The 21,454-nt window shown below is 40.4% G+C and carries 21 protein-coding genes and 1 riboswitch; of the genes, 19 read left to right on the plus strand and 2 right to left on the minus strand.

What is annotated here, in order from left to right:
• Positions 1–233: 233 nt before the first annotated feature.
• The 9 genes from LCL91_RS10955 to LCL91_RS10995 all read left to right on the plus strand — a co-directional run bounded on the left by LCL91_RS10955 (position 234) and on the right by LCL91_RS10995 (position 9,212).
• A complete protein-coding gene (locus tag LCL91_RS10955; protein ID WP_098444888.1) occupies positions 234–566 on the plus strand; it encodes a hypothetical protein in 333 nt (110 codons plus the stop codon).
• Positions 567–611: 45 nt separating this feature from the next.
• Positions 612–884 (plus strand): YusU family protein, encoded by a 273-nt coding sequence (locus LCL91_RS10960; RefSeq protein WP_160917736.1) that lies wholly within the window; start codon positions 612–614, stop codon positions 882–884.
• Positions 885–1,217: 333 nt separating this feature from the next.
• A complete protein-coding gene (locus tag LCL91_RS10965; RefSeq protein ID WP_224882369.1) occupies positions 1,218–2,132 on the plus strand; it encodes a proline dehydrogenase family protein in 915 nt (304 codons plus the stop codon).
• Between the two features lie 185 nt (positions 2,133–2,317).
• Positions 2,318–4,714: a 3-hydroxyacyl-CoA dehydrogenase/enoyl-CoA hydratase family protein gene (locus LCL91_RS10970; RefSeq protein WP_224882371.1), complete on the plus strand. Its 2,397-nt coding sequence runs from the start codon at positions 2,318–2,320 to the stop codon at positions 4,712–4,714.
• 19 nt (positions 4,715–4,733) lie between these two features.
• Positions 4,734–5,909, plus strand: a complete 1,176-nt coding sequence (locus LCL91_RS10975) for an acetyl-CoA C-acetyltransferase (protein WP_224882372.1) — start codon at positions 4,734–4,736, stop codon at positions 5,907–5,909.
• 26 nt (positions 5,910–5,935) lie between these two features.
• Positions 5,936–7,720 carry an acyl-CoA dehydrogenase family protein gene (locus LCL91_RS10980; protein ID WP_224592347.1) on the plus strand — a complete coding sequence of 595 codons (1,785 nt, stop codon included), beginning with the start codon at positions 5,936–5,938 and terminating at the stop codon, positions 7,718–7,720.
• Between the two features lie 240 nt (positions 7,721–7,960).
• Positions 7,961–8,320 (plus strand): arsenate reductase family protein, encoded by a 360-nt coding sequence (locus LCL91_RS10985; RefSeq protein ID WP_224882373.1) that lies wholly within the window; start codon positions 7,961–7,963, stop codon positions 8,318–8,320.
• 97 nt (positions 8,321–8,417) lie between these two features.
• Positions 8,418–8,807 (plus strand): glycine cleavage system protein GcvH, encoded by a 390-nt coding sequence (gene gcvH / locus LCL91_RS10990; protein ID WP_098444881.1) that lies wholly within the window; start codon positions 8,418–8,420, stop codon positions 8,805–8,807.
• A gap of 156 nt (positions 8,808–8,963) precedes the next feature.
• Entirely contained in the window at positions 8,964–9,212 is a 249-nt protein-coding gene (locus LCL91_RS10995; RefSeq protein WP_224882375.1) for a YusG family protein, read from the plus strand.
• Between the two features lie 200 nt (positions 9,213–9,412).
• On the opposite strand, the gene LCL91_RS11000 is transcribed toward LCL91_RS10995, so the two are convergent.
• Entirely contained in the window at positions 9,413–9,916 is a 504-nt protein-coding gene (locus LCL91_RS11000) for a peroxiredoxin family protein (protein ID WP_224882379.1), read from the minus strand.
• A 139-nt stretch (positions 9,917–10,055) separates the two neighbouring features.
• On the opposite strand from LCL91_RS11000, the gene LCL91_RS11005 reads away from it, so the two are divergent.
• The 5 genes from LCL91_RS11005 (at position 10,056) to LCL91_RS11025 (ending at position 13,899) form a co-directional block, all read left to right on the plus strand.
• Positions 10,056–10,580: a TraR/DksA C4-type zinc finger protein gene (locus tag LCL91_RS11005; RefSeq protein WP_224882383.1), complete on the plus strand. Its 525-nt coding sequence runs from the start codon at positions 10,056–10,058 to the stop codon at positions 10,578–10,580.
• Positions 10,581–10,720: 140 nt separating this feature from the next.
• Positions 10,721–11,050: a toprim domain-containing protein gene (locus LCL91_RS11010; RefSeq protein ID WP_224882384.1), complete on the plus strand. Its 330-nt coding sequence runs from the start codon at positions 10,721–10,723 to the stop codon at positions 11,048–11,050.
• Between the two features lie 72 nt (positions 11,051–11,122).
• On the plus strand, positions 11,123–11,425 hold the full coding sequence (locus LCL91_RS11015) for a thioredoxin domain-containing protein (RefSeq protein ID WP_224882385.1): 303 nt from the start codon (positions 11,123–11,125) through the stop codon (positions 11,423–11,425).
• A gap of 352 nt (positions 11,426–11,777) precedes the next feature.
• Positions 11,778–12,542, plus strand: coding sequence for an RNA polymerase sigma-I factor (sigI, locus tag LCL91_RS11020; protein WP_224882387.1), 765 nt, complete (start codon positions 11,778–11,780; stop codon positions 12,540–12,542).
• A 22-nt stretch (positions 12,543–12,564) separates the two neighbouring features.
• A complete protein-coding gene (locus LCL91_RS11025) occupies positions 12,565–13,899 on the plus strand; it encodes an anti-sigma factor domain-containing protein (RefSeq protein ID WP_224882390.1) in 1,335 nt (444 codons plus the stop codon).
• A gap of 69 nt (positions 13,900–13,968) precedes the next feature.
• Here the strand turns inward: LCL91_RS11025 and LCL91_RS11030 are convergent, their stop codons facing one another.
• Complete coding sequence (locus tag LCL91_RS11030; RefSeq protein ID WP_224882392.1) at positions 13,969–14,388, minus strand: TlpA family protein disulfide reductase; 420 nt, start codon at positions 14,386–14,388, stop codon at positions 13,969–13,971.
• A gap of 181 nt (positions 14,389–14,569) precedes the next feature.
• A riboswitch (SAM riboswitch) is annotated at positions 14,570–14,680 on the plus strand.
• A 95-nt stretch (positions 14,681–14,775) separates the two neighbouring features.
• On the opposite strand from LCL91_RS11030, the gene metX reads away from it, so the two are divergent.
• From metX to ilvN, 5 genes are all read left to right on the plus strand, one after another.
• Positions 14,776–15,861 (plus strand): homoserine O-acetyltransferase MetX, encoded by a 1,086-nt coding sequence (metX, locus tag LCL91_RS11035; protein ID WP_224882394.1) that lies wholly within the window; start codon positions 14,776–14,778, stop codon positions 15,859–15,861.
• 1 nt (position 15,862) lies between these two features.
• Positions 15,863–17,161 carry an O-acetylhomoserine aminocarboxypropyltransferase/cysteine synthase family protein gene (locus LCL91_RS11040; protein ID WP_224882396.1) on the plus strand — a complete coding sequence of 433 codons (1,299 nt, stop codon included), beginning with the start codon at positions 15,863–15,865 and terminating at the stop codon, positions 17,159–17,161.
• Between the two features lie 760 nt (positions 17,162–17,921).
• Positions 17,922–18,827: a branched-chain-amino-acid transaminase gene (gene ilvE, locus LCL91_RS11045; RefSeq protein WP_224882399.1), complete on the plus strand. Its 906-nt coding sequence runs from the start codon at positions 17,922–17,924 to the stop codon at positions 18,825–18,827.
• A 358-nt stretch (positions 18,828–19,185) separates the two neighbouring features.
• Entirely contained in the window at positions 19,186–20,901 is a 1,716-nt protein-coding gene (gene ilvB / locus LCL91_RS11050) for an acetolactate synthase large subunit (protein WP_224882400.1), read from the plus strand.
• Positions 20,898–21,419 (plus strand): acetolactate synthase small subunit, encoded by a 522-nt coding sequence (gene ilvN, locus LCL91_RS11055; protein WP_098444868.1) that lies wholly within the window; start codon positions 20,898–20,900, stop codon positions 21,417–21,419. Before ilvB ends, ilvN begins: the two co-directional genes overlap by 4 nt.
• Positions 21,420–21,454 lie beyond the last annotated feature (35 nt).

Consider the following 21,454-nt stretch of genomic DNA (forward strand, 5'->3'; position numbering starts at 1 on the left):
GAGCTAGGTGAAGGAGAGTTTTTTTCATCTTATATACTTCAAAACACCATTTCAACTAACAGGAAAATCAAAACCATTAAAAAAGCTTGTAGAGGAACCAAGGGTTCCTCTACAAGCTGTGAGTCAGAATTTATTCTGACTCTTTTTTTATTTTAGTAAACGAGTTGTTTCTTTCAGCGGCCCTCTCTCAGAGGCGTTTGTGTTCGAACCTTGTAAAGAAGGGGGAATTAGCCTTGCTTGAAATAATTGAAATCGGAAAAAATGAGCATGGACGAGAGCTGACGATTCGAGAGCTCATTAAGAAGCTTGAAGAACATCCTCTTGATCCAGCTTTTGAAGAAAGCGGGAATTTTATTTTTCCATATCAGCCACTTCGTGATGCAAAACGGTATGAGGGTTGTCGAGCATTTTTCGGAGATTTTGCGATGATATCCTGTCGTTTCTTTATTGTGACAGATGAAAAGGTACTGATAGACGAGTTAATAAAAGCGATCAAAGAAAACCAGGAACGCATCGATTATGGAAGATTAAGAGATGTACAGATGAATGGTCGGGTATCGCATTAAATATGCTACAATTGGGGTATTCTGCGTGTGATTGGAGTGAGTAAAATGAGTCTTGAAACACTTCAGGAACAAGTTGATGGATTGATGGATAAATATACAGAGCTTCTCCTTGGAGATACAAGCCCTGAGCTCAAGGAGAAAGTAAAGCTGTGGGCCATGTACACGCATCTCTCAAAAACGATGCCTCCATTAGCGAAGCACTGGAACCAAACATATCCTGATGCAAAAGATGCCATGAAAGAGTTAGTGGCTGAAATTAAAACCATGAATGAAGAGCACCGAAAAGCTCAAGCGTCAAATAAAGACACTGATCAATGAAACCAGGATTTCTTCTGGTTTCATTTTTTTGCATAGACAAATTTTAATAAGTGTAGCCACAAATAAACAAAAGTTAAGTATCCGAAAAAGACGATCGGAAATATACTAGTGTATGACTTTTACTTTCTGTTTAGAGGGGTATAGAGTAAGGAGATAGTTAAAATTTAACAAGATTAATTCGAGAGAAAATCTATCAAAACTAGACTAATCTATAGCATGTCATGGTAAAATAGCATTGAAGGCGAAATATGGCGGTATTTGATACTATATGCCGATTTTCTCCAGAATATATTTTTTATAGCGCTTTGTATGCGTTTTCATGGAGGGGTTATGATGGAACAAGTAATGCGTAATTTCTTTTTATACATGGGGAAGAATAGGGTAGCAACGAAAGTAGCGAAACGGTATGGTATGCGTTTTGGAGCAAGTCGCTTTGTAGCTGGTGCTTCTCTTGATAGTTCCGTGAACGCGATAAAAAAGTTAAATCAAAAAGGATTGTCCGTTACAATCGATCATCTCGGTGAATTTGTTGATAATGCTGCTGAGGCGGATGAAATGACAAATCACTGTATTGAAGCGATTGAGCGTATTGCAGCAGAAAACCTTGATTCTCAGCTTTCTCTTAAACTAACATCTATGGGTCTCGATATTGATGATCAGATGGCATTAAAGAATATGCGTCGCATTCTCGAAGCCGCTGATCGCCACGACGTGTTTGTCACAATCGATATGGAAGATTTCGAGAGGTGCGGTAAAACCATTGAAATTTTCACTGAACTTAAGAAAGAATTCGCAAACATCGGTACTGTTCTTCAAGCCTATTTGTACCGGGTAGCTGAAGATATTGAGAAGTTAAATGAGCTGTCTCCTAATCTTAGACTTGTGAAAGGGGCTTATAAAGAGTCCCATAAAGTAGCATTCCCAGACAAAAAAGACGTCGATGAAAACTTTAAAAAGATTATTAAAATGCATTTATTAAATGGAAATTATACCGCGATTGCCACTCACGATACCCAGATTATTGAATACACAAAGAAACTTGTTGAAGAATACACTATTCCACATACACAATTTGAGTTTCAAATGCTTTATGGGATCTGTGTGGAAAAACAAGAGGAGCTTCTTAAAGAAGGTTATAAGATACGCGTCTATGTACCTTATGGTAAGGACTGGTACGGCTACTTTATGAGAAGACTTGCAGAGCGGCCGGCAAACGTGGCTTTTGTGTTAAAAGGAATGATGAAATAGAAGAAAGCGGACAATCGTCCGCTTTCAACAAGTTGTGCTTAAATTCGTAAAATTTTGTTAAAAAAATATACGTGGTATATTGCTAAATTTCAGAATATATTTTATAGTATAGACAGAGGAAATGATCTCGCTCTTTTTTTTGAGACAAAAATGAATGAGCATTCATTCAACAGGGGAGGTTCGCTATGACACGTAGCATTCATAAAGTAGCTGTATTAGGAGCAGGAGTAATGGGATCAGGCATTGCCGCCCACCTGGCGAATGTTGGAATTCCAAGTTTGTTATTGGATATTGCACCAAAAGAACCAAACGAGAAAGAAAAAGCTAAAGGACTTACGCTAGCTGATCGCGCTGTCAGAAACAGACTTGCATCAGAGGCGATTGAAAAGTTAAAGAAACAAAAGCCAGCACCACTTTCGAAAAAAGATCACATTCAATTAATTGAAGCAGGAAATATGGAAGATGATATGGAGCGCTTGCAGGAAGTTGACTGGATCATTGAAGTGGTTGTTGAAAACTTAGAAATTAAGAAAAAAGTATATGAAAAAGTTGATCAGTATAGACGACCTGGAACGATTGTAAGCTCAAATACATCAGGTATATCGGTTGAAGCAATGGCAGAAGATCGCTCGGAAGATTTTAGAAAACACTTTCTTGGTACACATTTCTTTAACCCACCAAGATATTTAAAACTTCTTGAAGTGATTCCTACGAAAGATACCGATCCAGAAGTTCTCTCATATATGAAAACATTTGGTGAGGATACGCTTGGCAAAGGCGTCGTCGAAACGAAAGATACCCCAAACTTTATTGCCAATCGCATTGGAACATATGGACTTCTTGTAACAGTGAGAGAAATGCTAAACCGCGGCTTTTCGGTTGGTGAAGTAGATTCCGTTACTGGTCCAGCAATCGGCCGTCCAAAAAGTGCCACGTTTAGAACGCTTGATGTAGTTGGTCTTGATACGTTTATTCACGTAGCAAACAACGTTTTTGAACAGGTTGAAGGCGATGAAAAAGAAGTTTTCCGTATACCTGAATTTATGCAGCAGATGAAAGAAAAAGGCTGGATTGGAGCAAAAGCAGGTCAGGGCTTTTTCGTAAAGCAAAAAGGGGCAAAAGGTAGCGAAATTTTAGAGTTAAATCCAAAAACGCTTGAATATGAACCAAGACAGAAATTAAAAACAGCATCTGTTGAGGCTAGTAAACAAGCAAAGTCAAAAGCGGATAAACTGAAAGCGCTTGCTTACGCGAATGATCGCGCTGGTGAGTTAATCTGGAACATTATGAAACCTGTCCTTCTTTATTCTGCGGAGAAAGCTTATGAAATTGCAGACGATATTGATGCCGTCGATCGCGCGATGAAATGGGGCTTTGGCTGGGAAATGGGTCCTTTTGAAACGTGGGATGCATTAGGAGTAGAGAAATCCGTTGCTCGAATGAAGGAAGAAGGCGAAACGATTCCTGAATGGGTCGATCAGATGCTTGCTTCAGGGCAGACCTCTTTCTATCAGCAGGAAGGCGCCACTCAATCTTTCTATCATAAAGGTGATCAGAAAGTAGTTGAAGAAAGCAAGAAGATTATTCATCTTAAAGGACTAAAAGCTCAGAATCGCGTGATTAAGAAAAACACTGGCGCAACGCTTCTTGACCTTGGCGATGGCGTCGCTGGTCTTGAGTTCCATTCTCCAAATAATGCGATCGGGATGGATATTCTTCAAATGATCAACGAAGCTGTTGATGAAACGGAGAAGAACTTTGAAGGGCTTGTGATTGGAAACCAGGGTAAAAATTTCTGTGTGGGTGCCAATGTTGCTTACATGTTAATGGAAGCGCAGGATGATAATTTCTTTGAAATTGAAATGGTTGCTAGGAAGTTTCAGCAGTCAATGGGGCGTATCCGTTATTCAAAGAAACCAGTTGTTGCAGCGCCTTTCCAAATGACACTAGGTGGTGGAGCGGAAGTATGTATGCCTGCCGCTTCCATTCAAGCTTCATTTGAAACCTATATGGGTCTTGTAGAAGTAGGGGTAGGCTTGATTCCAGGCGGAGGCGGAAACAAAGAGCTTTATCTTCGCCAGTTGGAACAAACACCTCCTGGAGTGAATGTCAATCTTACTGATATTGCCGCCAATGTTTTTGAAACCATTGCAATGGCGAAAGTGTCAACATCCGCACATGAAGCAATGGAGCGAGGGTTTATTCGGCCCCAGGATGGGATTAGTGCGAATGCAGATCACATTCTTCATGATGCAAAGGAAAAAGTGCTCTTCCTTGCTGAACAGGGCTATCAGCCGCCTGTTTCTAAAAAGATTCCAGTTGCAGGAGAAGCAGGATATGCTGCCATGCTAATGGGTGCGAAAACGATGAAGTGGAGCGGTTACTTGTCAGATCATGATTTGACGATTGCAACGAAGCTTGCTCACGTTATTGCAGGCGGAAAAGTAAAAGAAGGAACACTTGTTGATGAACAATATTTACTTGATCTTGAGCGTGAAGCGTTCCTCAGCCTGCTAGGAGAGCCAAAAACGCAAGCAAGAATGCAGCACATGTTAGTAAAAGGAAAGCCGCTGCGTAACTAGTATGGAGGAGGGAAGTTTGATGAGAGAAGCAGTTATTGTATCTGGAGCTAGAACACCTGTAGGAAAAGCTAATCGTGGCACGCTTGCAAATATGCGTCCTGATGATCTTGGGGCGATCACCGTGGCGGAAACGCTTAAGCGGGCAGGCGGTTATGATGGTGAAATAGATGACGTAATTATTGGATGTGCCATACCTGAAGCGGAACAAGGGCTAAACGTAGCGAGAATGGTCGGTGCAAGAGCGGGACTTTCAGAAACGGTTCCAGCGATTACGATCAATCGCTATTGCTCCTCTGGCTTGCAAAGTATTGCTTATGCCGCTGAGCGAATTATGCTCGGGCAATCAGGGGCAATTCTAGCAGGTGGCGTAGAGTCTATGAGTCTTGTACCAATGGGGGGACACGTCATCAAGCCTAACCCGGCACTTGTAGAAGAAAAGCCGGAATATATTATGGGAATGGGTCACACTGCTGAAGAAGTGGCTCGTCGCTTTGAAATTAGCCGAGAAGATCAGGATGCTTTTGCATTAAGGAGTCATCAGCGTGCTGCTCAAGCAATCAAAGACGGTAAATTCCAGGATGAAATTGTTCCGGTTGAAGTGACGAAGAAGTGGATTGATGCGAAAAACAAGCTACAAGAAAAGAAATTTCTTTTTTCTCAGGATGAGGGAGTACGTGCAGATACATCTCTAGACGTTCTAGGAAAATTGCGACCGGTCTTTAATGTAAGGGGTTCTGTTACAGCAGGGAACTCTTCACAAACTAGTGACGGAGCGGCGAGCGTCCTCGTCATGGATCGTGAAAAAGCGGAGAGCGAAGGATTAGCGCCAATGGCAAAATTCCGATCGTTTGCTGTAGCGGGAGTCGCGCCAGAAATCATGGGGGTTGGCCCAATTGAAGCCATTCCTAAAGCACTTCGTCTTGCAGGCCTCGAACTATCAGATATAGGATTGTTTGAACTAAACGAGGCTTTTGCTTCTCAATCACTTCGCGTTATACGAAAGCTTGGTCTAGATGAAGACAAAGTGAATGTCAATGGGGGCGCCATTGCTCTAGGTCATCCACTTGGATGTACGGGGACGAAGCTAACGCTTAGTTTAATTCATGAAATGAAGCGTCGTGGAGAACAGTTTGGTGTTGTCACAATGTGTATTGGAGGCGGCATGGGTGCTGCTGGTGTGTTTGAAATTCTATAAACAATGAAAACGGAGGAATGATCAGCATGTCTAATACAATGAACAAAACAATCAAAGGTGCGAGCTTTTTAGTAGAGGACGTTACGTTTGAAGATATTTTCACACCAGAGGATTTCTCTGATGAGCATGTCATGATGGGCAAAACAACGGAAGACTTTGTATTAAAAGAAGTCGTTCCTCAACTTGAGAAGCTTGAGAACCATGAGTTTGATATCTCTCGTACATTACTTGAAAAAGCAGGTGACCTTGGTCTTCTTGGAGCAGATGTACCTGAAGAATATGGTGGTTTAGGACTCGACAAAATTAGTTCTTCCGTGATAACAGAAAAATTCTCTCGTGCTCGAGGCTTTTCAGTTAGCTATGGTGCACACGTGGGAATTGGTTCACTGCCAATTGTGTTTTTCGGGAATGAAGATCAAAAGAAAAAGTACCTTCCAGGTCTAGCTACTGGCGAGAAGATTGCTGCCTATGCACTAACCGAGCCTGGTTCAGGGTCCGATGCTCTTGGAGCGAAAACGACAGCGAAGCTGAACGAAGAAGGAACGCACTACATTTTAAATGGTGAGAAGCAATGGATTACAAACTCTGCATTTGCAGATGTCTTCATTGTATATGCGAAAATTGACGGTGAGAAGTTCACTGCTTTTATTGTGGAGCGTGATTCTAAAGGGCTTTCGACAGGTCCAGAAGAAAAGAAAATGGGAATTAAAGCTTCTTCTACAAGAACATTGATTCTTGATGATGTGATGGTACCTAAAGAAAATCTCCTTGGTGAAGCAGGGAAAGGCCATGTGATTGCATTTAACATTCTGAATGTAGGTCGATATAAGCTTGCAGTTGGTACAATTGGTGCCATGAAGCGTGGGGTTGAACTTGCTGCTAAATATGCTAACGAGCGTAAGCAATTCAACACGCCAATCGCAAAGTTCTCTCTTATTCAAGAAAAATTAGCAAACATGGCCGTTGCCACTTACGCTACGGAAAGCTCAACATACCGTACTGGTGGACTTTTCGAGCAAAAGTTAGGAAAACTCACTGATGAGGAACAGAAAAACGGTGCAAAAGTAGCGGAAGCAATTGCAGAATACGCGATTGAATGCTCATTGAATAAAGTATTTGCTTCGGAATCACTTGATTATGTAGCTGATGAAGCGCTTCAAATTCACGGTGGTTATGGTTTCATGTCTGAATATGAAGTTGAGAAAATGTATCGTGATTCTCGCATTAACCGTATTTTTGAGGGAACTAATGAAATCAATCGTCTTCTTGTTCCAGGGACACTGGTTCGTAAGACAATGAAGGGTGAACTTCCATTATTTGAAAAAGCAACGGCTCTTCAAGAAGAACTCATGATGCTTACACCTCAAGAAATTGGGGATGCGCCACTTGAGCAAGAAAAGCACCTTGTTGCAATGGCAAAGAAAATCATGCTATTGGCTGCTGGAACAGCCGTGCAAAAGTATGGTAAAGCGCTTGATAAAGAGCAAGAAGTTTTATCAAACATCGCAGACATCGTAAGTGAAATCTACTCAATGGAGTCAGCTGTCCTACGCACAGAAAAAGCGATCAACAAAACGAGTGCAGAAAAGCAAAACCAAAAGCTTCTTCTTACACAAGTTTTCTGTCAGGAAGCGTTTAATCGCATTGAGGCACATGCGAAAGAAACGTTAGTGGCTGTTGAAACTGGCGATTCTCTCCGTATGATGATTTCTGCTCTACGTAAACTGTCGCGCTACACGCCAATTAACGTAATTGCAAAGAAACGTGAAATTGCTGCTACCGTACTGGAACAACAACGGTTTACTGTTTAATTAACTAAGGTTATGTCATTCAATGATTTAAAATCACTTCCAAACCAAACTCTCTTTTTATCCCTCCAACATTGGGGGGATTTTTTTCTCCTTATTAGGAAATATAAAGAGTGGATTTATTAAAGGATTTTAGTTTTTTATGCCGAAAGCTACTTTTAGAGAAGCGTCTGTATTTGTCCTTATCCTGTCATGTGGTAAACTATCCATAGAATCACATGATGCCTTTAAGGAGGAACAGATTTGCCCATTACATTTTATGCCTATCCTAAATGCGGGACATGCCGTAAAGCCAAAAAATGGTTTGAGCAAAACGATGTAGAAGTAAATGAAATTCATATCGTAGAAAATCCGCCGTCGAAAGATGAATTAGCTACAATGGTTAATCAGAGTGGATTACCAATCAAGAAGTTTTTTAACACAAGTGGTCAGAAGTATCGAGAGCTTGGTTTAAAAGATAAAGTTGCCTCATCTTCTCAAGATGAATTGCTCGATATCCTTTCATCTGATGGGATGTTAATAAAGCGCCCATTAGTAACAGATGGACAGAATGTGACAGTCGGATTTAAGGAAGATGTTTTTGAGGAAATGTGGAAACGATAAAATAGTTGCTTAATTAATAATAACTATTATACGATAGTTATTGTAATTAATATAATTGACCTTAATTAAGAGGAATTATTTCAGGGAGGAATTACCAATGAACTTACCAAAAGATTTTCGCTACTCAGAAGAACACGAATGGGTACAAGTACAAGAAGACGGAAACATCCGAATCGGTATTACAGATTTCGCTCAATCAGAACTTGGAGACATCGTATTTGTTGAACTTCCAGAAGAAGGCGACACAATCGAATCCGACGAGCCATTTGGTAGCGTTGAGTCTGTAAAAACTGTATCCGAGTTGTACGCACCAATCTCAGGCAAAGTTCTTTCTGTCAATGAAGATTTAGAAGACAGCCCTGAATTTGTTAATGATTCTCCATATGAAAAAGCATGGATGGTTGTTGTAGAACCTTCTGAGCCTTCTCAAATTGAAGAACTAATGACTGCAGAAGCTTACGAAAAAATGGTAAGTGAAGACGAATAATAAACTCAATGTGTTGTGCCATCACCCATTTACAAAATAAATGATGAGATGAAACGGTTCATCATACACTCTACTTAGTGGTTCTTTTTTGTTTTAGTCATCTGTTAGTCACATAGAGGCTTTATGGAAAGAAACGATATAGAGGAGATGATCCAAATGATTGATACTTCTCGTCCTATGGTAAGAATTGATGTCACGAACAAGATTCATGGTAAATTTGATCAAAAAGCAATGAATTTGTATCTGAACAAAGAAAAAATCGGCCGTATTTTATTCTCTGATCAGGGCAATCGCTACGAATTATCAGACGGATACGAATTTGATCAACATAAAATTTACCACTATGAACAAGTTTTAGAGCAAAAGGCAAAGTATGTCGAAGACTGCGACCTCGGCTGGTGTTAGTAAGAAAAGCGAAAGCGCCTGTTTATCCCCGACAAGCTTAAGGCGAGCCTAAATGTGGCGTTTTTGGCTACAATTAGGATTGACTTAAGACCTCGAGGGGATAGGCGCAGTAGCTGGACAGAAAAGCTAATGCGTTCGCAAGGCTCGACCAGCTGAATATCTTCATAAAAAAACGGCCAATTGGCCGTTTTTTTATTTTTTTATGCTTTATTTTTACGAATGTATTTAATGGTCGTAATCAATCCATCAGCTGAAGGTCGTCCGAATGGACTGGATTGGAGAAACTGTGCCATCAGCTTACCGTTCTCGTCGATTAGGAAAATGGCTGGTTCGCCATGTTCACCATGATCTTCGTAAGGATCGTTTTCGCGATGCATCATAACGCCATAAGAGTCGATTGCAGCGTTTTCGTTGTCACTTAAGACTGGGAAATCAAGGCTGTGTTTATCTTTCATTTTTCGAAGCGATTCTAATTCGTCTTTCGCGATTGCAATTGGGTGTACGTCTAGTTTTTGGAATGCGCCTAGATGTTCTTGTAGTTCTTCTAACTGTTCGTTACACACAGGACACCATTCACCTCTAAAAAAGACAAGCATATGCCAGCGGTTATCTTCTTGTTGGTGCTGCTCAAATTGGAACAGCTCACCTTCTGTGTTAATTAGTGAAAAAGAGGGTGCCTGGTCTCCAAGTTTTAATTTAGCCATTTTTACCACTCCATTCTTTAATCATATTCATTTATTTCCACGAGTTGAGCATGATAAAACATAATTGCATGGTTTAACTGCACGGTGGTTAAGGGAAAATAGGTATTGGAAAAGAAAATCACCTATGGAGGTAATGATAATGGCTTTGTCGAAGGAAGAATTACAGCAATTTAAAAAACAGTTACTTGATTTAAAGAAAGAGCTTTTAGATAGTGGTGCTAGTCATCGCGATGAAAATGCGGCATTATCCGATGAGACTGGAGAATTAACGTCGTACGATAATCATTTTGCTGATATGGCTTCTGAGTTGGACCAACGTGAGAAGGATATTACTTTAGAAGATGCAGCAAGAGAAAGATTGAGTTTAATTAATACAGCACTTGATCGTATTCGTGAAGGAAACTATGGCATTTGTGTGGATACTGGAGAAGAGATTGATAAAGAACGCCTTGAAGCCATTCCTTATGCTATTCGTACGAAAGAAGCACAGGATAAATTAGAAGAGGCGAAAGAAGATAGCCGACCAGATGATGAAGCTACTTTTGAGACCGCAGGTAATCGAGAAGATGATCGTCTACGTACAGTTGATGATCTTCAAAGAGAACACGGTAATTCGACTTCCGAAACGTATCTAGAAGAAGATCCGGATAGAGAAACGGAGTAATTGACGGTTACCTGGCTCAATAGCTGTTGTATAATTATATCCCGTTAGCTAATCTACTTCTAAAGTGAAACGATTTGCTTCCAACCACCATATGCTATAGCAATGCATTGATACGACAGCTTGAAATGGAGCGTTGTGCCATGAATGATAAAGTAATTATTGTCGAAGGAAAAACAGATAAACAGCAGCTAATGAGAGTGTTGGATGAACCTGTTCATATTATTTGCACCTATGGAACAATTAGCTTTGAGCGACTTGAAGAATTAAGTGAGGAACTTGAAGAGAAAGACGTGTTTGTACTAGTTGATGCAGATGATGCAGGTGAGAAATTAAGGCGACAATTAACACAGGAAATTCCCCACGCAGAACATCTTTATATCACAATGCTTCACCGCGAAGTAGCAGAGACACCGCTAAATTATTTAACAAGAATTTTAAGAGCAGCGAAGTTTAAAGTAGTAACTGTATAATGTAAGTAAAAGATTAACGAAGGGAAGCTTTAAGTAGCTTCCTTTTGGTCTTAAAGGGATTGAGGCATATTGATGCAAGATATTACTGACGAAGCTTTGATTAAAGAGCTTTTAGAAAAAGAAGGTAGTGTTATATTCTTCTATACTCCCTTTTGTCAGACATGTAAAATAGCAGAGCGAATGTTACATATTGTTACAGAAGCAAAAGAGATGGACACTGTTGTATATACGTGCAATTTGAATTATTTTCCTTGGGTTGCCGAAGTGCTTGAAATACAAAGTGTTCCTGCATTAACAATTATTGGTGGAAAAGATGAAAATCGGATCCTTTTTGCATTTGAATCCGTGGTAACAATCGATAAATTTCTTAATTAAAGTAAATTCGTTTGATGAATTTTGACCATCTAGCCGTTTTTTATAAAATGCAAAAACCTTGTCTGCAAGGGAAAAAATGAATATTTAATTTGCTGAAAATTAAGCAAGATTAATAATGATAAGATAATATAACAGGAAGTAAAGAAACAGTAACATTGTCATAAAATTGTATTTTCGTTGATGCTGATTGAGTGGTATAACTGAATAGAGTCACCATTCCACTGTTTCGTACGGATGGTGGCGCATTTCATTTTCTAACCTATTATAGAATTTCCAGAACTTAAAAACATCTAAGAATTCAACCCGAAAAGCGGTCTAGTTGAGATTGACTGCAATATGAGAGGTGTATAACATGACAACCATTTCAATCAGCGCAATGGGAAATTTCGCTAATAAAAATGAAAACAAAAAAGAGACTATTACTTTAGAAGATAAAGTTGATCGTATACAGAATGGAAATCAAGCGTTACGCAATCAGCTTTTAGAAGACTATCAACCTTTTATTAAGAAAATCACGTCTAAAGTTTGCAATCGCTATATAAATCATTCGATGGATGAGTTCAGTATAGGACTATCCGCTTTTAATGAAGCGATGGATCAGTATCGAAAAGGCCAGGGAAGCAGATTTTTAACATTTGCTGATATGGTGATTAGAAGAAGAGTGATCGATTATATACGAAAAGAAGCGCGACAAAATAAGTATATTTACCTTGAACCTGAGGAACTTGATGAGGAAGGTCGGCTAGAAGATAGCTTTGCAGAACAAAAAGCCGCCCTTGATGTATATGAGATTGATAAACAACGTGAAGTACGAATGTTTGAAATTGAGGAATATGAGCAGTTGCTGAAGAAATTTAGTATTACGTTTAAGGTTCTTAGCAAAAACTGTCCGAAACATATTGATGCAAGAGAAAATGCCAAGATGATTGCAAAATTAATCGCAGATGATCACGTTCTTTCAGGATATTTATTAGAGAAAAAGCAGCTCCCTATAAAAGATTTGCTGGCGCTCGTTACATGCAGTCGCAAAACGATTGAACGTAATCGAAAGTATATAATAGCAGTTGCATTAATTCATTTGGGTGGATTTAATGCGCTGAAATCTTATATACAGTAGTTGGAAAAAAGGGGGCCAGGGGATGAAAAAAGGGGTCATTATGGACATTCGCGGAAGAAAGGCAGTTGTACTAACTCCTGATGGAGAATTTTCAACGATCAATCTGAAGCGAAATCATACGTTAACAATCGGCTCTGAAATTAAACTTGCACCAAAACCACTAAATAAGAAAAAAGGTTATTTTACCCCCTCTATGCCCACCCTGGCCGGTATGGCAGCAATTCTATTGTTAGTCGTCATCGTAACAGGCGTTATTCCTGTTAGACAGAATGATGTAGTTGCAGCCTATGTAAGCTTTGATATCAATCCAAGTATTGAGGTTGGAGTTAATTCTGATCTTGAAGTTATTCAATATCAAGCATGGAATTCAGACGGTGAAGGGTTGAACTTAGAACGGGATACAATGAATATGCCACTTAGCGAGTTTGGAGGATTACTTGTCTCGAAACTCGATAACGAAGGCTATCTAGAAGAAGGTCGGGAATTGCTTATTGTCGCTTCGAACGTTGAAGCAAAAGAAAGTAAAGGAATCACCGGGGATCTAGAAGCCGTTATCAGAGGGATAGAAAACAATCACGCACTTGTTACTCAAGCAGTTGCTATTACAACCATCCTTGATGCTGATTTCAGTATGCGCGAAAAAGCAATAGAACATGGGATATCTCAAGGGAAATATATGGCCTACCTCGCAGCCGTTGATCGGGGAGCTTCTTTGTCAATGGACGAAGTACGAAATCTATCTGTGGAAAAAATGGATGAAATGCAACCCGAAAGTATGACCGCCGCTGAGGCGAAAGAATCGGAAGTTCCTGATGAATCCAAAGTGAAAGATCCGCAAACACCTATTGAAGATTCTGTTGTCCAATTAAACGACAAAAAAGTACCTGATCAAGAGGATGAAAACGGAGAACTTATCCTCAAACAACCTGAAAAAAAACCTGTTCCTGAATCAAAAAACAATCAATCGAATAATGTTAATTCCAATGAGGCAAAGAAAACTAATTCTTCTAATGGCACGCGGACACAAAAAGATGACAAAGAAGATCAACATGAAAAAGAGAAACAAGATAAACCAGAAAAAAAAACGGAAACTAAAGTAGAAAAAGAACAAGAAAAAGAAAAAAAGCAGGCTGCAAAACAAAATAGTAAAATAGATAAAGCACAAGAAAAAGCTGAAAAGAAGGATGAGAAGGAACAAGAAAAGGCTGAAAGAAAAAGCGATAAGTCTCAAGAAAAGTCTGAGAAGAAAGACGAGAAAGCGCAAGACAAAGAGGAAAAGAAAAGCGAAAAAGCTCCAAAGAAAGAAGACCCAGAAAATAATAAAGGCAAGTCTGAAGAAAAGAAAAAAGATTCGTGAAGCATCATGCTATTATTCATTTTATATCCATTATTTAAGCCAGAGGGATTCCGATTCCTCTGGCTTTTTTTACTTCATGATGGATGGAAGAGCTTTCGCAATATCGAGGAAAGAAGATTGGTCATTAAAAACGTTAACAATTTGATGATTTCTATCGAGTAGAACTGTTGTTGGAACTCCAGTACACCCGTAATCATCATACGTTTCTCGACCATTGTCACGTAAGACAGGAAAAGGAAGATCGTTTTTTATCGTAAATTCTTTTCCGGCTTCCTCTGATCGTTCTCGTCCAGTTACATTTATTGTTAAGAAGGCTAGCTTTTCAAGATCAGCATGGTGGTAAAATTGCTCTTTCATCGGCAGATCTTTCATACAGTCAGGACACCAGGATGTCCAGAATGTGATCATTACTGGTTTTCCAACAAAGTCAGTAAGGCGAATGACATCGCCACTATTCATATCCTCTAATGCAAAGAAGGGTGCTTCCATAGTTGTTCACCTCTTTTAAATGGTCTATCGTTACCTTATCAAAAAGTTCATTCTAACGAAAGATTTCTGGTCATAGACTGTTTTATCCCTGAGTTCAAAAGAATAAAAAATCTGAAAAATGTTTGACACTAATGCGCCACCTTGCTAAAATAAACACAATTAATTAAAAACGAAATATTCTTACTTATCTAGAGAGGCGGAGGGACTGGCCCTATGAAGCCCGGCAACCGTCAAACCAATCTTGGTTTGAAAAGGTGCCAAATCCTGCAGGAGAAATCCTGAAAGATAAGCGGAGCTGATGAATAAATCAAGCCTCTCTGTCTTTCAGAGAGGCTTTTTATTTTAAGTAAAAACAAGCAGCATTTGTTTGAAAGGAGTGATAGGGGTTTGGATAGAGAGACGATATACGAAGATCAGACGGTATCGATTGGTTCGTTAATCTTAGAATCTGGCAATGAACTTCATGACGTTGAACTTGCATATGAACGTGTGGGTCCAAGGGGAGCGCCGATGATTCTTGTCTGTCATGCTTTAACGGGAAATCAGTATACCGTCGGCCATGAAGAAGCTGGCTGGTGGAAAGGATTAATTGGGAAAGGTGCTTCGATCGATACTTCTGATTTTCAAGTGATTACATTTAATGTCCTTGGGGGATGTAATGGCTCGACAGGACCACAATCGATCAACCCAGTTACGCAGAAGCGTTACCAAGCCGATTTTCCGTTTGTTTCTGTAAGAGACATGGTGCATTCTCAGAAGAAAGCGTTAGAGGCACTTGGTATCCACCACCTCCATGCTGTCATTGGTGGATCTCTTGGAGGGATGCAGGTACTTGAATGGGGGCTCCTCTATCCAGATTGGATGGATCATCTTATCCCACTTGCCGTCACACCAACCCTGAACGCCTATGGAATTGCCTATAATGCCATTTCTAGATTTGCGATTACGAATGATCCGAACTGGAGGAATGGTTACTATCATAGTGATCAAGCTCCAACATCTGGGCTTGCAACCGCAAGAATGATTGGAATGGTCTCCTATCGAACGGATGAAATGTTCCAAAAAAAATTCGGTCGAGGCGTTAAAGGGGCTTCAGTTAGTCATAAAGAACCCCAATACGATGTCGAATCCTATCTTCAATATCAAGGAAATAAACTTGTAAGTCGATTTGATGCAAATAGCTACTTATATTTGTTAAAGGCGATGGATAACCACGATATTGGCATTGAAAGAGGCAATCTTACCTTAGTAAACAAAAGATTCAAAGCAAACATCCTCGCAATTGGGTTCAAAGGGGATCTGATTTATCCACCAGATGAATTAGAAAAACTTTTTCATCAAGGCTCATCCTCTCAGTTTTATCTTGTCGATACAAAATTTGGTCACGATGGGTTTCTTGTTGAGTTTGATAAATGGGGACCGCTTATAAAAGAACAACTTACAATGATAAACAAAATCGAAGGAGTGAAGTGAAATGGCAGATAAAAAATATCATTTAGAAACGATTGGCATTCATGGAGGGTTACAAGCAGATCCTGCTACGGGAGCTAGAGCACTACCAATCTATCAATCCAATGCTTATCGATTTGACAATACTGACCACGCCGCTGATTTATTTGCATTAAAAGAAGAAGGGTTTATCTATTCAAGGATTGGAAATCCAACTGTCGGAGCGCTTGAAGAACGAATTGCTCAGCTTGAAGGTGGTGTTGGAGCGCTTGCACTAGCAAGTGGTATGGCAGCCATTACTACGGCGATATTAAATGTTGCAAATAGCGGAGATGAAATTGTTTCAGCATCAACTTTATACGGTGGAACGTACAATCTCTTTTCAGCTACACTTCCGAAATACGGGATAAAAACCAACTTTGTTGACCCGGAAAATGTGGAATCCTTTAGGCAAGCCATTACACCAAACACGAAAGCCATTTTTGCTGAAACGATTGGAAATCCTGGTCTTCACGTATTGAATATCGAAAAAGTAGCTGAAATTGCACATGATGCGGGCATACCACTAATTATTGACAATACCTTTGCAACACCTTATCTATGCCGACCAATTGAACACGGAGCAGATATCGTCGTTCATTCAGCGACAAAGTGGCTTGGTGGAAATGGCTCAACGATGGGAGGCATCATTGTGGATGGAGGAAAGTTCGATTGGAACTCCCCTAAATTTCCTGGATTCACAGAGCCAGATCATACGTATCACGGCATCGTTTTTGCTGAAGCCCTCCCAGAAGCTGCGTACATTGTTAAAGCAAGAGTGCAGCTCCTAAGAGATACGGGTGCTGCGCTTAGTCCATTTAACGCTTTTCAAATAGCTCTTGGCGTTGAAACGCTGCATGTTCGCATGAAAGAGCACATTGCTAACACGCGAAAGCTAGTCTCTTATTTGAAAGACAATCCGTCCGTTGAATGGGTGAGCTATCCTGAGGAAGAGGACCATCCTTCACATCAACTTGTTCACAAATATCTTCCGAAAGGCGCCGGGGCTGTCGTTGTATTCGGCATTAAAGGAGGTCGTGAAACAGGTGCAGGGATTATCAATGCTGTTGATCTCTGGTCTCACGTTGCAAATGTTGGGGATGCGAAAAGCTTAATTATCCATCCAGCAAGTACCACTCATCAGCAACTAAGTGCTGATGAACTAGTGGCATCTGGTGTAAGAGACGATCTGATTCGACTCTCTGTCGGAATTGAGCACATTGATGATTTAATTGATGATTTAGATCAAGCGATCGCAAAAGCAAAAGTGGAAGCTAGCGTTTAAGAAATATTAGTGGAAAGCCCTTTTCTCATTGAGAAGAGGGTTTTTGCATGTTTTCTATTTTTGTTCAAATAAAGTTTGCCTATGACACGACATCTGTAAATGTTCAATATTATCTTTAAAGATAATGCACGCTATTAAGGATGCAACTTTAATAATAGAATTTGATAAATATGCTTTTGTATAAATGAACAAAATACGCAAGGTTTCTATGAAGATCGATTGTTGAGTAAGCTAGAATCAAACCCCTATTTTCAATGGAGGAAGTATAAAATCGATTACTTTGGCATCTTTCAAGTGCAGTGGTTATAAGTAGAAAAACAAGATGAGTTAAATAATTATGCAATGGTAGCTGTCTATGGTCGTAAGCTAGATAAAAGTTGAGGATTAGCAGTTGTAAAGGAGGTTTTTCACTTAACTGAGAAAGGGATGACGTTCACCAACGTAACCCTAGTTTAAGTGATTAACATCATGTAAGCGCTTTTATTAATTTTACAATAAAAAATTTCGTGTGACCAAATCTCACGCACGACAGGATTGTAAGCGTTTACAAATAAACTGATATATCATAATTATCAAAAAACTTAGCTTTTAGGTGTTGACCTTACGTCCAAACCGGCGTAATATAATCCTCAATTAAACAAACGAAGTATTCTAATAAATCAAACAAAACGACAACAGGGCCCTTGAAAAATGATTGGTCCTATCATTAGACACTAACGCTTTACTGCGTCTAATTAACACATAGAAAGGAGTGAACAAGGTGAGTGAACAGTGGATCTACCTTAACGGAGAATTTGTGAAAAAAGAAGATGCCAAAGTATCGGTGTACGATCATGGCTTCCTCTATGGCGACGGGGTGTTCGAAGGAATTCGCATGTATGATGGGAATGTCTTCAGATTAGAACATCATCTGCAGCGCCTCTATGATTCAGCTCATTCAATTATGCTAAAAATAACGCACACGATGGAGGAAATGACTGACATTATTGTGCAGACGCTGAAAAAAAATAACCTTCAAGATGCCTATATTCGCATCGTTGTATCTCGCGGTGTAGGGAATCTAGGGCTCGATCCATTCACATGTAAGGAACCACAAGTGATCGTTATTGCAGAATCACTGGCCTTGTTCCCTAAGCGATTATATGAAACAGGAATTGAAATTGTCACGGTAGCAAGCAGACGGAACCGCTCGGACGTATTGAGTCCTAAGGTGAAATCATTAAACTACTTAAATAATATTCTTGTCAAAATTGAAGCCAATTTAGCTGGTGTCAGTGAAGCACTGATGTTAAATGATCAGGGATATGTCGCTGAAGGTTCGGCTGATAATATATTTATCGTGAAAGGTAACGTCATTAAAACACCGCCCGGCTATGTCGGTGCGCTAGAAGGCATTACGCGAAATGCCATTATGGAACTCGCCAGACAAAAAGGGTATGACATGCGCGAAGAAACATTTACGCGTCACGACGTCTATGTTGCAGATGAAGTCTTTTTAACTGGAACGGCTGCTGAAGTCATAGCCGTTGTGAAAGTAGACGGTCGTGAGATTGGAAAAGGGAAGCCAGGTAAGACGACAAATGACCTTCTTGAAGCATTTAGAGATATTGTTACAGTGGATGGTGTCACTGTTTATCCTTCAAAACGTGATGTGCAGGCAGGTTAAAAAAGTAAATATTTATAATCGATGACGAGGCAAAAGAAACAGGAATTGGTATTAACCAGAGAGCCGGTAGTGGTGGAAGCCGGTATTACCCCCTGTATCGACATCCCCTCCGAGTGTTGATCTGAACTAAGTAACATAGGATCAACCAAGTGTTCTTTAAACACTTGTTATCAAAACGAGCAATTTGCTCATAAGGCGGCAGTTTATTGTCGTAAAAGTAGGGTGGTACCGTGAAGTCTTTTCGCCCCTATGGACCGTAAAAAGCGGCGTAGGGATGAGAAGGCTTTTTTTTATTAATAGTTAGTAACGCTTCAACGTTAAGACGGAAGCGGGCAAATAAGCATTGGAGGGTATGAATATGCGGGCGAAGGCAAAACCAGAAGCCGAAGCGGTAACAGCGGAAATGACCGGGGCAGATGTATTAATCCATTCTTTAAAAAAAGAAAATGTTGACGTTCTCTTCGGGTATCCAGGAGGAGCAGTACTTCCAATCTATGATGCATTATATCGATCACCGATTAAGCACATTCTTTCAAAGCATGAACAGGGCTCAATTCATGCAGCTGAAGGATACGCAAGAGTGAGCGGAAAGCCGGGCGTTGTCATTGCTACTTCAGGACCGGGTGCGACCAATCTCGTAACAGGAATTACCGATGCAATGATGGATTCCCTGCCACTTGTAATCTTCACAGGTCAGGTGGCCAGTACGGTAATCGGAACAGACGCTTTTCAAGAAGCGGATATTATGGGGATCACGGCACCCATCACCAAACATAATTATCAGGTGCGTGATGTTCAGGACCTACCAAGAATTATTAAAGAAGCGTTCCATATTGCAACAACGGGGCGTCCCGGTCCCGTTCTCGTTGATATCCCTAAGGATGTGGCGAACAAAACCATTTCACCCGACTATGATTCTACTATCCATTTACCAGGCTATCAGCCAACCTTTTCGCCTAACATTTTGCAAATTAAGAAACTAGCAGATGCGGTTGGAGCTGCAAAGAAGCCGGTGATCTTAGCCGGAGCAGGTGTCCTTCATGCGAATGCGGGTAAAGAACTCGTTGCTTTTTCTGAGAAACATCGCATTCCGGTGATTAATACATTGCTTGGCCTTGGAAGTTATCCTGGCAATCATCCCCTATTCCTAGGGATGGGAGGCATGCATGGAACGTACACAGCGAACATGGCTCTATATGAATGTGACTTGTTAATTAGTATTGGGGCACGGTTTGACGATCGATTAACTGGTAACCTTGAGCACTTTGCTATTCATGCAACGGTGGCTCATATCGACGTTGATCCTGCCGAAATCGGGAAAAACGTTCCGACGCAAATTCCAATCGTATCTGATGCTAGAGAGGCATTGAAGAAGCTTCTAGAGATTGAATCCCCTCTTCCTGATACAGAGGAATGGCGTAAGAAGCTAACACAAAATAGTGAAGATTTTCCGCTTTGGAAGAAAGTATCAACTACTGAATTTCTCCCACAGCGCGTCGTAGAACTCGTACACGAATATACGAAGGGTGATGCGATTATTACGACCGATGTTGGTCAGCATCAGATGTGGGCAGCCCAATATTATGCATTTGCGGATGCAAATCGATGGGTAACATCTGGAGGACTTGGCACAATGGGATTTGGCTTCCCTTCCGCTATAGGAGCCCAGCTTGCTTTTCCAGAACAAACGGTTGTTTCACTAACAGGTGATGGAGGATTCCAAATGACGTTACAGGAGCTTTCCACGCTTCAAGAACTTAATCTTCCTGTAAAAGTTGTCATTATGAATAACCAGACGCTTGGAATGGTGAGACAGTGGCAGGAAGCTTTCTACGAGGAACGCTATTCCCAGTCACTAATCCCTGTACAGCCTGACTTTGTAAAGCTAGGTGAGGCGTATGGAATTAAATCATTTAAAGTTACAAATGAAGAAGAAGCGAAAGCTGTTTTTGAAGAAGCTTTTTCTCACCGCGAGCCGGTCTTAATCGATTGTCGCGTAAGTGGAAAGGAAAATGTCTATCCAATGATTGCCCCTGGTAAAGGGCTGCATCAGATGATTGGGGTGAAACCATGAAACGAATCGTAACCGCAACGGTCATTAACCAAAGTGGGGTGCTAAATCGCATCACAGGCCTCATGACAAAACGGCAATTTAACATTGAAAGCATCACGGTTGGTCATACCGAAAAAGAAGGAGTTTCAAAAATGACCTTTGTCGTTAATGTTGATGACAATGCCAAAATTGAGCAGCTCATCAAGCAACTCAATAAGCAAGTCGATGTGTTGAAAGTAACTGATATAACGGACCAGGCGATTGTGGTCCGGGAGTTAGCCTTAATTAAGGTCATAAGTAATGCTCAAATACGAAGTGAAATTTCCGGCATAATTGAACCGTTTCGGGCTTCCATTATTGATGTAAGTCGTGAAAGCATCACGGTTCAGGTAACAGGTAATTCCGATAAGATTGAAGCGATTTTAGATCTTCTCAGGCCATATGGCATTAAGGAAATGGTTCGAACGGGGATCACAGCGTTCCCTCGAGGAAGCCAAAAATCCGTAACAGATTTGAAGCAGTATTCCATCTTAAATTAAAAAAATAAACCTAAATGATGAAGGGATGAATGAAA

It is taken from the genome of Guptibacillus hwajinpoensis (assembly GCF_020171785.1).
GTDB classification, from domain to species: domain Bacteria; phylum Bacillota; class Bacilli; order Bacillales; family Guptibacillaceae; genus Guptibacillus; species Guptibacillus sedimenti.

Coding starts and splice junctions, on each gene's coding strand:
- LCL91_RS10960 (WP_160917736.1), top strand. CDS start 612: ATGAGTCTTGAAACACTTCAGGAACAAGTTGATGGATTGATGGATAAA.
- LCL91_RS10965 (WP_224882369.1), top strand. CDS start 1,218: ATGGAACAAGTAATGCGTAATTTCTTTTTATACATGGGGAAGAATAGG.
- LCL91_RS10970 (WP_224882371.1), top strand. CDS start 2,318: ATGACACGTAGCATTCATAAAGTAGCTGTATTAGGAGCAGGAGTAATG.
- LCL91_RS10975 (WP_224882372.1), top strand. CDS start 4,734: ATGAGAGAAGCAGTTATTGTATCTGGAGCTAGAACACCTGTAGGAAAA.
- LCL91_RS10980 (WP_224592347.1), top strand. CDS start 5,936: ATGTCTAATACAATGAACAAAACAATCAAAGGTGCGAGCTTTTTAGTA.
- gcvH (WP_098444881.1), top strand. CDS start 8,418: ATGAACTTACCAAAAGATTTTCGCTACTCAGAAGAACACGAATGGGTA.
- LCL91_RS10995 (WP_224882375.1), top strand. CDS start 8,964: ATGATTGATACTTCTCGTCCTATGGTAAGAATTGATGTCACGAACAAG.
- LCL91_RS11000 (WP_224882379.1), bottom strand. CDS start 9,916: ATGGCTAAATTAAAACTTGGAGACCAGGCACCCTCTTTTTCACTAATT.
- LCL91_RS11005 (WP_224882383.1), top strand. CDS start 10,056: ATGGCTTTGTCGAAGGAAGAATTACAGCAATTTAAAAAACAGTTACTT.
- LCL91_RS11010 (WP_224882384.1), top strand. CDS start 10,721: ATGAATGATAAAGTAATTATTGTCGAAGGAAAAACAGATAAACAGCAG.
- LCL91_RS11015 (WP_224882385.1), top strand. CDS start 11,123: ATGCAAGATATTACTGACGAAGCTTTGATTAAAGAGCTTTTAGAAAAA.
- sigI (WP_224882387.1), top strand. CDS start 11,778: ATGACAACCATTTCAATCAGCGCAATGGGAAATTTCGCTAATAAAAAT.
- LCL91_RS11025 (WP_224882390.1), top strand. CDS start 12,565: ATGAAAAAAGGGGTCATTATGGACATTCGCGGAAGAAAGGCAGTTGTA.
- LCL91_RS11030 (WP_224882392.1), bottom strand. CDS start 14,388: ATGGAAGCACCCTTCTTTGCATTAGAGGATATGAATAGTGGCGATGTC.
- LCL91_RS11040 (WP_224882396.1), top strand. CDS start 15,863: ATGGCAGATAAAAAATATCATTTAGAAACGATTGGCATTCATGGAGGG.
- ilvB (WP_224882400.1), top strand. CDS start 19,186: ATGCGGGCGAAGGCAAAACCAGAAGCCGAAGCGGTAACAGCGGAAATG.
- ilvN (WP_098444868.1), top strand. CDS start 20,898: ATGAAACGAATCGTAACCGCAACGGTCATTAACCAAAGTGGGGTGCTA.